The organism is Amycolatopsis sp. NPDC058340 (genome assembly GCF_042723975.1).
Lineage (GTDB): Bacteria > Actinomycetota > Actinomycetes > Mycobacteriales > Pseudonocardiaceae > Amycolatopsis.
This window is the reverse complement of the sequence record NZ_JBHXIB010000070.1, coordinates 21,075-37,042: the sequence shown is the minus strand read 5'-3', so window position 1 is coordinate 37,042 and position 15,968 is coordinate 21,075. Positions and strand designations below refer to the sequence as shown.

11 protein-coding genes are annotated in these 15,968 nt (G+C 68.0%); 7 read left to right on the top strand and 4 right to left on the bottom strand.

The features are described 5' to 3' along the window. Positions 1-361: 361 nt before the first annotated feature. The 4 genes from ACFWIW_RS39095 to ACFWIW_RS39080 form a co-directional block, all read right to left on the bottom strand. Positions 362-1,558, bottom strand: a complete 1,197-nt coding sequence (locus ACFWIW_RS39095) for a low temperature requirement protein A (protein ID WP_378373102.1) — start codon at positions 1,556-1,558, stop codon at positions 362-364. A 456-nt stretch (positions 1,559-2,014) separates the two neighbouring features. Then, on the bottom strand, positions 2,015-3,487 hold the full coding sequence (locus tag ACFWIW_RS39090) for an MFS transporter (protein WP_378373101.1): 1,473 nt from the start codon (positions 3,485-3,487) through the stop codon (positions 2,015-2,017). Further along, positions 3,487-7,071, bottom strand: a complete 3,585-nt coding sequence (gene dnaE, locus ACFWIW_RS39085; RefSeq protein ID WP_063271873.1) for a DNA polymerase III subunit alpha — start codon at positions 7,069-7,071, stop codon at positions 3,487-3,489. Before dnaE ends, ACFWIW_RS39090 begins: the two co-directional genes overlap by 1 nt. A 201-nt stretch (positions 7,072-7,272) precedes the next feature. Continuing rightward, entirely contained in the window at positions 7,273-8,268 is a 996-nt protein-coding gene (locus ACFWIW_RS39080; RefSeq protein ID WP_378373100.1) for a plasmid pRiA4b ORF-3 family protein, read from the bottom strand. Between the two features lie 221 nt (positions 8,269-8,489). On the opposite strand from ACFWIW_RS39080, the gene ACFWIW_RS39075 reads away from it, so the two are divergent. The 7 genes from ACFWIW_RS39075 to ACFWIW_RS39045 all read left to right on the top strand — a co-directional run bounded on the left by ACFWIW_RS39075 (position 8,490) and on the right by ACFWIW_RS39045 (position 15,877). After that, positions 8,490-8,891 carry a nitroreductase/quinone reductase family protein gene (locus ACFWIW_RS39075; RefSeq protein ID WP_378373099.1) on the top strand — a complete coding sequence of 134 codons (402 nt, stop codon included), beginning with the start codon at positions 8,490-8,492 and terminating at the stop codon, positions 8,889-8,891. Further along, a complete protein-coding gene (locus ACFWIW_RS39070) occupies positions 8,891-9,529 on the top strand; it encodes an alpha/beta fold hydrolase (RefSeq protein ID WP_378373098.1) in 639 nt (212 codons plus the stop codon). Before ACFWIW_RS39075 ends, ACFWIW_RS39070 begins: the two co-directional genes overlap by 1 nt. 98 nt (positions 9,530-9,627) lie before the next feature. Further along, the gene (locus tag ACFWIW_RS39065) at positions 9,628-10,299 is read left to right on the top strand and encodes a FadR/GntR family transcriptional regulator (RefSeq protein WP_378373103.1); all 672 of its coding nucleotides are present in this window, start codon (positions 9,628-9,630) and stop codon (positions 10,297-10,299) included. A gap of 4 nt (positions 10,300-10,303) precedes the next feature. After that, a complete protein-coding gene (locus ACFWIW_RS39060; protein ID WP_378373097.1) occupies positions 10,304-11,743 on the top strand; it encodes an amino acid permease in 1,440 nt (479 codons plus the stop codon). After that, positions 11,740-12,693, top strand: coding sequence for an asparaginase (locus ACFWIW_RS39055; protein WP_378373096.1), 954 nt, complete (start codon positions 11,740-11,742; stop codon positions 12,691-12,693). Before ACFWIW_RS39060 ends, ACFWIW_RS39055 begins: the two co-directional genes overlap by 4 nt. A gap of 10 nt (positions 12,694-12,703) precedes the next feature. Further along, positions 12,704-14,092, top strand: a complete 1,389-nt coding sequence (gene aspA, locus ACFWIW_RS39050; protein ID WP_378373095.1) for an aspartate ammonia-lyase — start codon at positions 12,704-12,706, stop codon at positions 14,090-14,092. A gap of 159 nt (positions 14,093-14,251) precedes the next feature. Further along, positions 14,252-15,877, top strand: coding sequence for a CocE/NonD family hydrolase (locus ACFWIW_RS39045; protein ID WP_378373094.1), 1,626 nt, complete (start codon positions 14,252-14,254; stop codon positions 15,875-15,877). Positions 15,878-15,968: the final 91 nt, after the last annotated feature.

The following is a 15,968-nucleotide window of genomic DNA, read 5'->3' as shown; positions in this document are numbered from 1 at the left end:
AAGGAACCTCAAAACGAGGTTCAAAATAAGCTCTACTGGCTTAGTTCACTAGCACACTGTTGAGTTCTCAAGCAACACACCCCGAATCGCACCGCCATCACAGCGGCCTTATCCGAAGCAGTTATTTCTTGGCTTTTGTCCGGAGCACACCCTAGCACCTGCTCGAAACTGCCGTTTCAGCGGGGGTAGAGTTACCTCTCCGGTTCGGGACCACCCACTCTACCACCATCCGGTGGGAGCTTGGTTCGTGTTCCCGGCGGCCGCTCGGTTTCCCTGGCGACGAAGAGAACATTACACGGCCCGAAACCGGCGTTTACAGGGGGGTCCCTTTTTTCGCGCCGACGCTCTGACCTGCGTCGATCTAGCTCTCCCCCGGCACCGGCTCGCCGTGGGTCGCGACGACCGTCAGCACGACGAGGGCGGCGGCGAGGCCGGCGGTGAAGTGGATGGGCGCCGGGCTGAACGACGCGGCGAGCACGAGCACCGCGGTCACCGGGAAGCCGATCGCGATCGGGCGGCATTCGTTGGTGGGCCCGATGTGCATGAGCCAGACGCTCAACAGGTAGATCGCGACGGGCACGGTCGTCGCCATGGCGGCGGGCAAGGCGGCGACGTGCCCGGTGTGGGTGTCGTAGTCGACCGCGACTTCGAGGCCGGCGCCGAGCGCGGCCGCCGAGGCGAAGATCAAGTAGTGCCCATAACCCCAGCTCGCGACGGTGAACAGGCTCTTCGCCTTCTCCAGGCGGGCGTGACCTGGCTGGTCGAAGTAGAGCCACCACAACGAAAAGACCAGCACGAGCCCCGCGGCGGCGAGCGAGATCAGGCTGCCGGTGTGCTTGCCCTCGTCCAGCCCCTCCTTGACCGCGGTGGTCGCGCCGAGGACGGATTCACCCAGCACGATGATGGTGAACAGGCCGTACCGTTCGGCGATGTGGTGCGGGTGCCAGCCCGTCCAGCGCTTGCGTTCGGCGATCACCGGCACCGCGAGCTCCGCGACCAGGAGCAGGAAGAACGACGGCAGCGCCAGCGACTCCGGCAGACCGAGGCGGACGACCCAGAGGATCTGGACGATCGTGATGCCGATGGCGTACCGCAGCGCGGCCGGACGGCAGCCCGGATCGGTCCGCGCGGCGCGCAGCCACTGCACGACCATCGCGAGCCGCATCAGGACGTAGCCGGCGACCACGATCGCGAAGTCGCCATCGAAGGCGGACGAGACACCGGCGGCGACGGTCAGTCCTCCCGCGATCTGCACCAGCGTCACCAGCCGGTACGGGACGTCGTCGGTGTCGAACGACGACGCGAACCAGCTGAAGTTCAGCCAGCCCCACCAGATCGCGAAGAACACCATCCCGAAGCTGAGCACCCCGTGCCCGATGTGGTTCTCGGCGATCGCGTGGTGCAGACCGGCCGCGGCCTGCGCGACCGCGACCACGAAACACAGGTCGAACAACAGCTCCAGCGGGGTCGCGACCCGGTGCCCTTCGCCGGAATCGCGCATCGTCATCGGCCGGTACCAGACCCGCAGCCGATTCCGCCGAACAGAACTCTCCGCCATCGGTGCTCCTCGCAATCTCGATCTGCGGAGATCTTCGCAGCCGGAAGCGGATGACACATTCGGAGAAACGCGCGGCGGGTGGGTCCGGGCCGGGTGCACCTCCCCAGGCGACCCCGCACGGACCCACCCGCGCGAATGCCTCACCGCGACCCGGCTCGCCAATGGTGTTGAGCCGGCCGCCGCCGAACGGTCCCCCGCGGACGCCGACGGCTGTCCACCGGCTCGTGACCGTAGGTGTCCATTCCTGAGAACTCCGGACTCACCACGATCGCTCCGGCCGATCGATCCATCCCCGATCGATCGACAGAAATACCACTGTCGGTAGCCGAGTCACAGCGGTGAAGGCTCCGTTAGGTGTACCCGGTTGCTCTGAGTAGCACCAGAGGATGACTACCCTCGTCACTCGGATGGAGCATTCGATCTTGCCGAACGTAGTCGTCGGAAGGTGCGAAGGACTCAGCCGCGTTGACTGTCGGCGGCAGCCCGTGCGACTTCCTCCCACTCAGTGAGCGAGCGCCGCTTCCGGCGCGCACGAAGTTCGATCACGGCGAGTAAGAGCGCCGAACTCGTCAACGCGGCGGCGCACAGCATCGCCGCGGTCAGCGCCGACGGATAGCCGCCGTTCGCGCCGAGTACCGCGTGGAAGACCGAAGCCAGCACGACGGTGCCGATCGCGGTGCCGATCCGTTGCCCGGTCTGCAACGCTCCCCCGGCCACTCCGGCCATCGATGCCGGGACGCATTCCAGGGTGAGCGTGGTGTTCGGCGAGATGACCATGCCACCGCCGACACCGGCGACGAGCAACGGCAACGCGAACCACCAGCCCGCCGCGGCGCCGGGATCCTGACCGGCGAGGACGGCGACCGCGAGCATCCCGGCGATCACCATGACCAGCCCGGCGACGGTCAGCTTGCGGCCCCACTTCGACACCAGCCGCCCCGCGATCGCCGCCGACACGGCCGAACCGAGAGCGAAAGAAGTGACGGCGAGTCCTGATTGCAGTGGCGTGTAGCCGAGCCCCTGCTGGAAGAAGATGGCGAAGACCAGCCACATTCCGGTGAACCCGCAGAAATACAGCGCGCCGACGGCGACGCCCGAGGCGTATCCCGGGGTGCCGGTGAACAGCCGGGTGTCGAGCAGCGGCGGACGACCACGCCGCACCATCGACCGTTCCCAGCGCACGAACGCGAAGCCGAAGACCACCGCGACGGCGAACAGCCACCACAGGTCGCCGAGCCCGCCCTGTTCGGATTCGATCAGCGGGAGCAGGACGCCGAGCACGGCGACACCCAGCAGCATGATGCCGACGAAGTCGATCTCACCCCGCAGGCTTCTCGCCGGGGCCTCGGCCTTCGGGAGCCATCTCAAGGCCAGCGCGAACGCCAGGATCCCGATCGGGACGTTCACGTAGAAGACCCAGCGCCAGCCCTCCGGATCACCGAAGACGGCGAGGATCACGCCGCCGAGCACCGGTCCGACCGCGGTCGAGATCCCGACGGTGGCACCGAACATGCCGAAGGCGCGACCGCGTTCCGCGCCGCGGAACAGATCTTGGATCATCCCGCTGTTCTGCGGCGTCATCATGCCCGAGGCGAAACCCTGCAGGAGCCTCGCGATGATCAGCGTCGTCTCGTTCGGCGCCGCGCCGGCGGACGCGCTGGTCAAGACGAACGCGGCGAGCGCGAACAGGAACATGCGGCGGCGCCCGAGCGCGTCACCGAGCCTGCCGCCGGTCACCAGCATGAGCCCGAAAGCCAGCGCGTAGCCCGAAACGACCCACTGGATCCCGCCGCTCGACGCGCCGAGGTCCTTCTGGATCGACGGCAGCGCCGTGTTGACGATGCTGACGTCGAGCAGGCCCATGAACCCGGCGGCGAGGGAGACGGCGAGCGCCTTCCAGCGCCGGGGGTCGGGTTCGTGGGTGCTCATCAGGTGCTGGCGGCGATCCCGGGGATGCCCTTGAGCTCACCGATCAGCATCGATGTCACCTTGACCGGATAGTCGTAGAGCGCGAAGACCGTCTGGTTCTTGCCGACCAGCTTGAGGTGCACCGGGGTCTCGCCCTTGTGTGCCAGCAAGGTCTGCTTCAGTTCGCTGACCACGGACTGGTCGATCTTCTCCGCCGCGGCCAGCAGGACCAGCGGCAGATCGTCTTCGCCGTTGCCGACCTCGGACAGGTCGAGCGGCACGAGACCGCCGCCGAAGATCGACATCTTGTCCTCGCGCCAGTTCACCCGGCCCTTGACCAGGACCGCGTTGTCCTCGATGAGGTCGGCGGAGAACATCGCGTAGGACTTCGGGAAGTAGAGCACCTCGAGTGAGGCGTCCATGTCCTCGATGGTGCAGATCGCCCAGGGCTCGCCCTTCTTGTTGACCCGGCGTTCCAGCGAGGTGATCAGCCCGGAGACGACCAGCTCGCCTTCCTTCGGCGGGTCGGCGAGGATCGCGGCGATCGGCCTCGGCGCGTGTTTGCGCAGGATGCGTTCGGCGCCGTCCAGCGGATGCGCCGAAACGTAGAGGCCGAGCATCTCCCGTTCGTAGGCCAGGAGCTGCTTGCGCGGGTACTCCTCTTCGCCGAACTTCAGATGCGCGAGCGGTGAGGAGGACGCCGCGGCTTCCGCGTCGTCGTCCCCGCCGAACCCGAAGAGGTCGAACTGGCCCATCGCCTCCTGGCGCTTGAGCGGGACCACGGCTTCGACCGCGTCCTCGTGCACCTGGATCATCGAAAGCCGCGTGTTGCCGAGCGAGTCGAACCCGCCCGCCTTGATCAGCGATTCGATGACCCGCTTGTTGCAGGCCACCAGCTCCGACTTGTCGAGGAAATCGGTGAAGGAGGAGTACTTCCCCTTCTCCTCGCGGGTCTTGATGATCGACTCGACGACGTTCGCGCCGACGTTGCGGACGGCACCCATGCCGAAGCGGATGTCCTCCCCGACGGCCGCGAACCTCAGCGCCGACTCGTTGACGTCCGGCGGGAGCACCTTGATCCCGAGGCGGCGGCATTCCGAGAGGTAGACCGCGGACTTGTCCTTGTTGTCACCCACCGAGGTGAGCAGCGCGGCCATGTACTCCGGCGTGAAGTTCGCCTTGAGGTACGCGGTCCAGTAGGAGATCAGGCCGTACGCGGCCGCGTGGCTCTTGTTGAACGCGTAACCGGCGAACGGGAGGATCGTGTCCCAGAGCGCCTTGATCGCCTCGGAGGAGAAACCGCCCGGAACCAGCTCGCTCGACTTCATGCCCTCTTCGAAGCCGACGAACTCCTTCTCGAGGACCTCCGCCTTCTTCTTGCCCATGGCGCGGCGGAGCACGTCCGCGCGGCCCATGGAGTAACCGGCCACCTTCTGGCCGATATGCATGATCTGCTCCTGATAGACGATCAGGCCGTAGGTGTCGGCCAGGATCTCCTTCAGGGGCTCTTCGAGCTCGGGGTGGATCGGTTTGACCTTCTGCCGCCCGTTCTTGCGGTCGGCGTAGTCGTTGTGCGCGTTCATGCCCATCGGGCCGGGGCGGTACAGCGCGCCCACCGCCACGATGTCGTCGAACACCGTCGGCTGCATCCGGCGGAGCAGGTCACGCATCGGCCCGCCGTCCAGCTGGAACACACCGAGCGTGTCACCGCGGGAGAGCAGCTTGTAGGTCTCCGGGTCTTCGACGCCGAGGGTGTCGAGGTCGATGTCGATCCCGCGGTTGGCCTTGATGTTGTCGATCGCGTCACCGATGACGGTGAGGTTCCGCAGGCCGAGGAAGTCCATCTTCAGCAGGCCGATGGCCTCGCACGACGGGTAGTCCCAGCCGGTGATGATCGAACCGTCGTCACGCTGCCACAGCGGGATGGCGTCGGTCAGCGGGTCGCACGACATGATGACCGCGCAGGCGTGGACACCGGCGTTGCGGATCAGGCCTTCGAGGCCGCGCGCGGTCTCGAAGATCGTCTTGCACTCTTCGTCGGTCTCGACGAGGGCGCGGACCTCGGCCGCTTCGCCGTAGCGCTCGTGCTTCGAGTCGACGATGCCGGAGAGCGGGATGTCCTTCGCCATGATCGGCGGCGGAAGCGCCTTCGAGATCCGGTCCGCGATCGCGTACCCCGGCTGGCCGAAGTGGACGCGGGCGGAGTCCTTGATGGCCGCCTTGGTCTTAATGGTGCCGAAGGTGATGACCTGCGCGACCTTGTCGACGCCGTACTTCTCGGTGGCGTAGCGGATCATCTCGCCGCGACGGCGGTCGTCGAAGTCGATGTCGATATCGGGCATCGAGACGCGCTCGGGGTTCAGGAACCGCTCGAACAGCAGCTTCTGCGGGATCGGGTCCAGGTTGGTGATACCGAGGACGTACGCGACCAGCGAGCCGGCGGCGGAACCACGGCCGGGGCCGACGCGGATGCCGACCTTGCGGGCGTAGTTGATGAGGTCGGCGACGATGAGGAAGTAGGCGGGGAAGCCCTTCCCGATGATGACGTCGAGCTCGATCTCGATGCGCTCGTTGTAGTACGGGTCCGGCACGCCGTCCGGGTACCGCCACTTGAGGCCGCGCGCGACCTCTTCCCTCAGCCAGGTGCCCTGGTCGTAGCCCTCGGGGACCTCGAAGAACGGCAGCCGGTCCTTGTGCGTGTACACGTCCTTGTAGGACTCGACGCGCTCGGCGATCAGCAGCGTCGAGTCGGCGGCGCCGGGGACCTCCTTGTCCCAGTACTCGCGCATGTCGGCGGCCGACTTCAGGTAGTAGCCGTCGCCGTCGAACTTGAAGCGGTTCGGGTCGTTCAGGGTCTTGCCCGCCTGCACGCACAGGAGCGCGGAGTGGGTGTCGGCCTGGTCCTTGGTGACGTAGTGCGAGTCGTTGGTGGCCAGCGGCCGGAGGTCGAGCAGCTTGCCGATCTCGAGCAGGCCCTCGCGGACCGACCGCTCGATCGGCAGCCCGTGGTCCATCAGTTCGAGGAAGAAGTTGTCGGCGCCGAAGATGTCCTTGTAGTCCGACGCCGCCTGGATCGCCTCGGTGCGCTGCCCCAGCCGCAGCCGCGTCTGCACCTCGCCCGAGGGGCAGCCGGTGGTCGCGATGATGCCGTGGTGGTTCTCCGCGATGAGCTCGCGGTCCATCCGGGGCTTGCGGTAGTAGCCCTGCATACTCGCGAGCGACGAGAGCTTGAACAGGTTCCGCAGGCCGGTGGAGTTCTCGGCGAGCATCGTCATGTGGGTGTACGCACCACCACCGGAGACGTCACCGCCCTCACCGAACTCGTCGGCGCCGCGCTGGTTCGACTGCCCCCAGAAGACCGGCTTCTTGTGGAACCGGCTCTCCGGCGCGATGTAGGCCTCGATGCCGATGATCGGCTTGAGGTCGTGTTTGACCGCCTGCTGGTAGAACTCGTCCGCGCCGTACATGTTGCCGTGGTCGGTCATGCCGACCGCGGGCATGCCCAGGCGCGCCGCCTCCTTGAACAAGGGGGCGATCTTCGCCGCACCGTCGAGCATCGAATACTCGGTGTGCACATGCAGGTGGACGAAGGAATCGTTCGACACCAGCGAAAACCTCCCCTAGGCAGACGGATCCCTGGCTGCTTGACGCGGGCCGGTCCTCCCACCTTATGCGCCGAGGTTCGACGGCGCCCGGGCGGGATGGCACCCCGGCGAGGGCCAGTCTCCACCTCCGTCCGGCCACCGCCAAGCACCGACGCGGCGCGGTTCGCGATGACCTCGGTTACCCCCGAACGGGGCGCCGGATCAGGTCAGCCGGGACAGCCGCTCGTTGACCACCTCCCTGTCGAACCACTCCGGATCGAACCCGAGGCCGCCGAGCTCTTCGAGCAGTTCCTCGTTCTCTTCGTCGTACGGATCACGCCGTGCCTCCAGCAACATCTCGTAACTCCGCTCGTCTTCGCATTCCGGCGGAGGCGCGGCGCGTTCGCCGTCGAGGCAGCGCGGTGCCTCGGGGAGGGCCACCAGCCGCTCGACGCGGATCCAATGCCGCCAGCTCTCCGCTTCGTAGACGAGCCGGTGCCCTGGCGAGCCGACGACCTGTCCGAGTGTCACTTCGTCGTCGAACCGGTCGCCTTCACAGCTCTGCGCGTCGACGCTGAAGCCTCCGTACGCGGTCTCGAACCGGTGATACTCCCGTTCGTCACGGTCGAACGCGGCCGCGAGGATCCGGTGCAGCCCGGCGAGGGTGACGTCGGAGCGGACTTCGAGGCGTCGCCAGATCGTGTCGTCCGGTTCGGCCAGGGCGACCGCCAGCCACAGCCCGGTGACCGGCGCGGGCGGGGGCAGGACGAGCGGCAGCGGATCGGCCGACGGTATGCGCGGCAGGGGTTCGTAGTCGGGAAGACCGAGCCATCGGCGCAGCTGGGCCGCGCGCTCGGACAGATCGGGCCTCGGATCCCTCCCCGGTTTCAAGAGGTCGGGGATCTTCTCCCGGATCCAGGCGGCGCTGTCCGCTCCGACGATCAGCGCCGCTTCGACCTGGCTCCGGAACTCCTCGGGGGTCAGCGGTGCCTCGACCACCTCGAAGCCGTTGCGAAGCACGGCCAGAGCGTCCTCCGGAACAGGGTGGAGCTCGATCACGTCGACCTCGCGACCGTTGACCACCACCTCGACACCCACCGAGCGTTTGCCCGCGGTCAGCGTGGCGGCCAGGACCACCAGGTCCTGATCCACCTGGCCCTGGACGACGCAGCCCGAAAGTTCGACCGGCCCGTGGAGCAGCTTCGGCCAGCGCTCCACCCTGGACACGTCCAGGGGCGCACGCGTCGGGTGGGAGCGCTGGTGCTTCGGTCGTTTTGCGGGCTTGCGGCCGCGGCTGACGGGGGACACGGGATCAGTATCGCCAGCGGCACCGACAGTTTCGGGGTCGTGAGCTGCGCCGATCGGAAAATGCTTGCCGACCTGGGCGTGGATGTGCAGACTGACCAGCCGCCAAGATCAACCGAACGCCCGGAGAGTTGATGATCGACCTGCAGGCCATGAACGAGCGCGTGATCGCGGAGTTCCGCGCGAACGGCCGCCACGGCGACGGTCTCCCGACCTTGCTGCTCACCACCACCGGTGCCCGCACCGGGCGACGGCACGTGACGCCGATGCTGTACCTGGCCGACGACGACCGCTACATCGTCTTCGCCGCCAACGGGGGCGCGCCCGGGCATCCGGACTGGTACCGCAACCTGGTCGCGGAGCCGTCCGTCGACGTCGAAGCGGATGGAGAGGCATTCACCGCGCACGCGGTCGAAGTCACCGGAGCAGCGAGGGACCGTCTGTTCGCGAAGCAGGCGAAGGCGTTTCCGAGGCTGGCCGAGCACCAGTCGAAGACCACGCGGCCGTTCCCCGTGATCGCGCTCAGCCGCGCGTGATGTCCACGATCGTCTACGCCCACGGGGGCGGCTTCACCTCGTACGACCCGGAAATCGGGCGGCTGCGGACCGACGCGTTGGAGGCCGCCGGGCTCCGGGTCGTGCCGGTGGAGTACCGGCTGGCCCCGGCGCACCGTCACCCGGCGCAGGTCGACGACGTCCTCGACGTCTACCGGTCCGCCAAGGGCCCTGTCGTGCTCCTGGGCGAATCGGCGGGCGGGACGATCGTGCTCTCGGCGCTCTTGCGGCTCCTCGCCGACGGCGATCCCCTCCCGGCCGGGGTCGCCGCGATCTCCCCGGTCGCGGATTTGACCCTCCCGGGCGGTTCGTTCGTCACCAACGACGGCGCCGACATCATCACCCGCGACGCACTACGGCTTTCTGTGGAGGCGTACGTCAGCGAGGCCGCGGCCGCGTCGCCGTCGCACGGCGACTTCACCGGCTCGCCGCCGCTGTGGCTCGCGGTCGGCACCGCCGAAGTCCTGCTCGACGACGTTGTGACACTGGCCACGTCCGCGCGGGAATCCGGTGTCACCACGGAACTCCGCGTCTACGAAGGTGCCCAGCACGGGTTCCAATTCTCGGGCGGATACACCGTCGACAAGGACCTCGCAGCGTGGATCGAGGCGCTCGGCTGATCCCTTGACAAAGCCTTGGGCCGACCGCACGATCTCGTCCCATGAACCTGTCTGACAGCCAGACAGCCGGACACGGTGGTCCACGACGCGTCAGCGCGATGGAGGCCGTTCTGGCCCACCTCCGCGGCGCCATCGAGCGCGGCGAGTACCCCGTCGGCCAGAAACTGCCGTCGGAATCCGCGCTCGGCAAGGAGTTCGAGGTCAGCCGCTCGGTCGTCCGCGAAGCCTTGCGGGGGCTGCAGGCGCTCGGCCTCACCGTGTCCAAAACGGGCAAAGGGACCTTCGTGACCGCCACCGGGCCGGTCGAGAACCCCACCTTCGGGACCTACTCGGCCCGTGACCTGTTCGAGGTCCGGCGGCACGTGGAGATCCCCGTCGCCGGATACGCGGCCGTCCGCCGCAGCACCGACGACCTGGACCTGCTCGGTCACCTCGTCGAGCGGATGGATCTCGAAACCGACAACACCGCGTGGGTGGCGCTGGACTCGCTGTTCCACATCACCATCGCGCAGGCCTCGGGCAATCCGGTGTTCGGCAAGGTCATCGAAGAGATCCGTGACGCGCTGGCCCGCCAGTCGTCCTTTCTCAACCAATTGGGGGACCGTCGGACCCGCTCGAACATCGAGCACCGTGAGATCGTCACCGCCATCGCCTCCGGTTCCGAAGCGGACGCCATCGCGGCGATGACCTCCCACCTCGAGCACGTCGAGAACGCGCTGACCACCATCGTGCGGCCGAGCCTCACGACGCACCAGAACAAGGACGACTGACACCGTGACCGAACAGACCCTCAGCGCGGACGGCAAAGCCGCGCCGGTGCCGGCCGACGCCGGTGACGCCGGCTACGACAAGGCGCTGAAACCCCGCCACGTCAACATGATCGCGATCGGCGGCGCCATCGGCACCGGCCTGTTCCTCGGCGCGGGCGGACGGCTCGCGCAGGCCGGACCGGCACTCGCGATCGTGTACGCGGTTTGCGGCCTTTTCGCGTTCTTCGTGGTGCGTTCGCTCGGCGAACTCATCCTGTACCGCCCCTCCTCCGGCGCCTTCGTCTCCTACGCCCGGGAATTCATGGGTGAGAAAGGCGCATTCGTCGCGGGCTGGATGCACTTCCTGAACTGGTCGACGACCGGTATCGCGGATATCACCGCGATCGCGCTGTACGCGCATTTCTGGTCGTTCTTCACGCCGATCCCGCAATGGGTGCTGGCGCTGATCGCCCTCGCTGTGGTGCTGGCGCTGAACATGGTTTCGGTGAAACTGTTCGGCGAGATGGAGTTCTGGTTCGCCATCATCAAGGTCGCCGCGCTGGTGACCTTCATGGGGATCGGGATCTTCCTGCTGGTCACGCAGCAGCCGATCGACGGCACCACGCCGGGCTTCTCGCTGATCTCCGACCACGGCGGGATCTTCCCGGCCGGGGTACTGCCGATGGTGCTGATCGTCCAGGGTGTCGTGTTCGCCTACGCCTCGGTCGAACTGGTCGGCGTCGCCGCCGGCGAGACGGAGAACCCGCGCAAGATCATGCCGAAGGCGATCAACTCGATCATGTGGCGCATCGGGATCTTCTACGTCGGCTCGGTGATCCTGCTGGCGATGCTGATGCCGTGGGACGCCTACTCGAAGCAGGAAAGCCCCTTCGTCACCGTGCTCTCGCACATCGGCGTGCCACAGGCAGGCAACGTGATGAACCTGGTGGTGCTGACCGCGGCGCTGTCCAGCCTGAACTCGGGCCTCTACTCCACCGGCCGCATCCTCCGGTCGATGTCGCTGGCGGGCTCCGCGCCGAAGTTCACCGGCGTGATGAACAAGAACCACGTGCCCTACGGCGGGATCCTGCTCACTTCGGCGGTCTGCGTGGTCGGTGTCGGCCTGAACGCCGTCGTGCCGAGCCAGGCCTTCGAGATCGTGCTGAACTTCGCCGCCATCGGCATCCTCGGCACCTGGGCGATCATCGTGCTTTCGCATCTGCTGTTCGTGCGCAAGGCCAAGCTCGGCGAGGTCGAGCGTCCGTCGTACCGGCTGCCGTTCTCGCCCTACACCGAGATCGCGACGCTGATCTTCCTCGCCGCGGTCGTGGTGCTGATGGGCTTCGACGAGGTCGGCCGGATCACCCTGTACTGCCTGCCGGTCATCGGGTTCGCGCTGGTGGCGGGCTGGTTCGGGGTCCGCAAGCGGATCAACATGGACGTCTTCGAAAAGACGAAGCTGTGACCCCCGAGATCCGCGTGCCCGCGCACGAACCGCTGGTGCACCTCCTCCGCGACGGCATGGTCGAGGGGGTGCACCACGGTTCGGCCGTGGTGCTCGCGCCCGACGGCCGCGTGCTGTTCTCCGCGGGCGACATCGAGGCGGCGTTCTATCCGCGTTCGGCGGCGAAACCCTTGCAGGCCACGGCGATGGCTCGGCTCGGCGTCGAGCTGAGCCCCGCCGGGTTCGCCGTCGGCGCGGCCAGCCACTCCGGCGAGGAAATCCATCTCGCGGAGGTGCTCAGGACGCTCGACGGCGCCGGGCTCACCGTCGAGGACCTTCGGACGCCGGAAGACCTGCCGTTCGACCCGGTCGAGCGCGACACTTGGGTCGCTTCGGGACGGACGGCGTCGCGGTTGGCGCACAACTGTTCCGGCAAGCACGCGGCGATGCTCGCGACCTGCCGCCGGCACGGTTGGTCCACAAAGGACTATCTGGACGCCGCGCATCCGCTGCAGCGCGCGATCGCGGACTGCGTCGAGGACCTGACCGGGCAGCGGATCCCGAAGGTCGCCGTCGACGGCTGTGGCGCTCCCCTGTTCGCGGTGTCGCTGCGTGGCCTCGCCCGCGCGGTGGGCAAGATCGCCGCGGCGACGCCGGGAACACCGGAAGGTCTTGTCGCCGAAGGGATCCGGAAGCATCCGGAACTGGTCGCTGGCACGCGTCGCGACGTCACCGCGCTCATGCGCGCGGTCCCCGGCCTGATCGCCAAGGACGGTTTCGAAGCCGTCCAGGTCGCCGCGCTCCCGGACGGGACGGCGATCGCGATCAAGATCGCCGACGGCGGTGACCGCGCCCGCCGCCCGGTGCTCGCCGCCGCGCTCGCGTTGTGCGGCGTCGATCCGAACGTGCTGGAGCCCACCCCCGGCCTGCGTGTGACCGGCGCGCTGGCCGAACTCGACCTCGCCGCCTGAGGAGCCTTCGATGCACCGCGTGGAACACGATCTGCTGGGGGACAAGGAAGTCCCCGCCGACGCCTACTGGGGCGTGCACACCGCACGGGCCAGGGAGAACTTCCCCATCACCGGCACCGCGATCTCCGCGTACCCGCATCTGATCGAGGCACTCGCCTCGGTCAAGGAGGCCGCCGCCCACGCCAACGCCGATCTGGGGTTGCTGGAGCCGGACGTCGCCGACGCGATCCGCCGGGCGTGCCGTGAGATCCGCGAAGGCGCGCTGCACGACCAGTTCGTCGTCGACGTCATCCAGGGCGGCGCGGGCACCTCGACGAACATGAACGCCAACGAGGTGATCGCGAACCGCGCGCTCGAACTGCTCGGGCACGAGAAGGGCGATTACGCCCGCGTGCACCCGAACGAGCACGTGAACCTCGGGCAGTCGACCAACGACGCGTACCCGACCGCGGTCAACGTCGCGACGATCATCGCCGTGCGCGAACTGGCCGAGGCGATGGTCGTGCTGGAGCAGGCTTTCGCGGCCAAGGCCGTCGAGTTCCACGATCTGCTGAAGATGGGCCGCACGCAGCTGCAGGACGCCGTCCCGATGACGCTGGGGCAGGAATTCGGCACCTACGCGGTCATGCTCGGCGAAGACCGGCTGCGGCTCACGGAGGCGGTGACGCTGCTGCACGAGATCAACCTCGGCGCGACCGCGATCGGCACCGGGCTCAACGCCGCGCCCGGGTACGCCGAAGCCGCCGTCGCGCACCTGCGCGAGATCACCGGCCTGCCCGTCGTGTCCGCCGCGGACCTCATCGAGGCGACGCAGGACTGTGGCGCGTTCGTGCACCTTTCGGGGGTGCTCAAGCGGATCGCGGTGAAGCTCTCGAAGAGCTGCAACGATCTGCGGCTGCTCTCCTCGGGGCCGCGGGCGGGGCTCAACGAGATCAACCTGCCGCCGGTGCAGGCGGGTTCGTCGATCATGCCCGGCAAGATCAACCCGGTCATCCCCGAGGTGGTCAACCAGGTCGCGTTCGAGGTCATCGGCAACGACGTCGCCGTCACCATGGCGGCCGAAGCCGGGCAGCTGCAGCTCAACGCGTTCGAGCCGCTGATCCTGCACTCGCTTTCGGAGAGCATCACGCATCTGCGGTCGGCCTGCCTGGTGCTGGCGGAGCGCTGCGTCTCCGGGATCACCGCGAACGCCGGCGTGATGCGGGGCTACGTCGAGAACTCCATCGGGCTGGTGACCGCGTTGAACCCGAGCATCGGGTACGCGGCCGCGACCGAGATCGCCAAGGAGGCGCTCGAAACCGGGCGTGGCGTGGCGGAACTCGTCGTCGAGAAGGGTCTTCTGCCCGCCGAGGAACTGGCGAAACTGCTGAAGCCGGAGACGCTCGCCCGGCTTTCCTGAGACCAGCGGGGCGGTACCGGGCGGTCCGCCCCGCGCCCGGCCTCGTGAGTGGCAAGGACGGTTAGAACCGTCCTTGCCACTCACGAGACCCAACACCCTCCAGAGCTGGAGTACGGTCGTAAGCGGAAGGTGATCGTCCACCCGAAAGGCGGCCCAGTCGTGCTCGACCGACTTCTCGACCGGTACCTCGGCCTCCCGCCCTCCGAGGGCCCCGCCCCGTCGGTGACCAAGGCGATCCCCGTCCCGATGCCCGACGGCGTCCGGCTGCTGGCGGATCGCTACGCCGTTCCGGGCGACGAGCCCCGGCCGGTCGTGCTGATCCGCACGCCGTACGGCCGCAAAGGCGTGATGGGCAAGATCTTCGGCGAGACGTTCGCCCGGCACGGGTTGCAGGTGGTCCTCCAGAGCACGCGCGGGACCTTCGGTTCAGGCGGCGAGTTCCGGCCGTTCCACCTGGAGAAGGAGGACGGCCTCGCCACCGTCGCCTGGCTGCGCGGGCAGCCGTGGTGCGACGGCCGGGTCGCGATGGCGGGCGCGAGCTACCTCGGCCACACGCAATGGGCCGTCGCGCCGTACCTCGACGAGCCGCTCGAAGCGCTTTGTCTCGGTGTCACCGCGTCGGAATTCGTCTCGACCTTCTATCCCGGCGGGATCCTCGCGGTCGACAACATGGTGTCGTGGTCGGCGCTGATCGGCAGGCAGGAAGGCCGGTTCGCCGGTCTGCCGAATCCCTGGCAGACAAGGAAGACCCGCCGGGCGATGGCGCATCTGCCGGTGTCCGGCGCGGACGTCGCGGCGATCGGCAAGCAGGTGCGGTTCCTCCAGGACGTCTCCCGGCACGCCGAACCCGGCGACGATTTCTGGGCGCCGTCGGACCACAGCGCCGAGGTCGCCGCGCTGACGACCCCGGTGAGCATGGTGACCGGCTGGTACGACCTGTTCATCTCCGCCCAGCTGCGCGATTTCAAGGAGCTCGCCGCGGCCGGACGCGAACCGCGGATCACCATCGGGCCGTGGGCGCACGGCGAGCCCGCCAGTCTGAAAACCCTGATCACCGACCAGATCGGCTTCCTGTCCGCGCATCTCCTCGGCGATCGCGCGCCGCTGAGGCAGTCGCCCGTGCGCCTGTACCTCCAGGGCTCCGGACGCTGGCTGGACTTCGAAAGCTGGCCGCCGAAGTCCGACGCCACCCCGTACTTCCTGCGCCCTGGCGGCCTTTCCGTCGCCGAACCCGCCGAGTCGAAGCCGGGCACGTTCACCTTCGACCCGGCCGATCCGACGCCGACCGTCGGCGGCCCGCTGCTGTCGGGCGTGCAGAAACAACAGGACAACAAGGTGATCGAGGCGAGGCGGGACGTACTGCTCTTCACCGGTGACGTGCTCGAGCGCGATCTCGACGTCATCGGAGAGATCTCCGCGCTCGTGCACGTCCGGACCGACCTCGGGCACGGCGACGTCTTCGTCCGGCTGTGCGATGTGGACCGTCGCGGCGTCTCCCGCAACGTCACCGACGGCATCCTCCGCCTGCGTCCCGGCAGCCCCAGGTCCGATGTGGACGGTGTGGTGGCGGCCGAGATCACGCTCGACCCGACGGCCTACCGGTTCCGGCGCGGCCACCGGCTGCGGGTGCAGGTCGCGGGCGGGGCGTTCCCGCGCTTCGCCCGCAACCACGGCACCGACGAACCGGTTTTCAGTGCGGTGGACGGGAAACCCGCGCGGTTCGAGATCTTCCACGACCCCGCGCATCCGTCCCGGATCACGCTGCCGGTGTTCGGCGGCGAGTGAGCCGTAAGGCGGCCGAGGTGGCGTCACCGATTCCGCCCCGGAAGGTGTTGCGAAAGCCACTTTCGCGACGTTGAAGGTTGCGAAAGTGGCT

Bases quoted from the DNA above. Each gene is read 5' to 3' on its own strand.
- ACFWIW_RS39095 (WP_378373102.1), bottom strand. From the start codon at position 1,558: ATGGCGGAGAGTTCTGTTCGGCGGAATCGGCTGCGGGTCTGGTACCGG.
- ACFWIW_RS39090 (WP_378373101.1), bottom strand. From the start codon at position 3,487: ATGAGCACCCACGAACCCGACCCCCGGCGCTGGAAGGCGCTCGCCGTC.
- ACFWIW_RS39075 (WP_378373099.1), top strand. From the start codon at position 8,490: ATGATCGACCTGCAGGCCATGAACGAGCGCGTGATCGCGGAGTTCCGC.
- ACFWIW_RS39070 (WP_378373098.1), top strand. From the start codon at position 8,891: ATGTCCACGATCGTCTACGCCCACGGGGGCGGCTTCACCTCGTACGAC.
- ACFWIW_RS39065 (WP_378373103.1), top strand. From the start codon at position 9,628: ATGGAGGCCGTTCTGGCCCACCTCCGCGGCGCCATCGAGCGCGGCGAG.
- aspA (WP_378373095.1), top strand. From the start codon at position 12,704: ATGCACCGCGTGGAACACGATCTGCTGGGGGACAAGGAAGTCCCCGCC.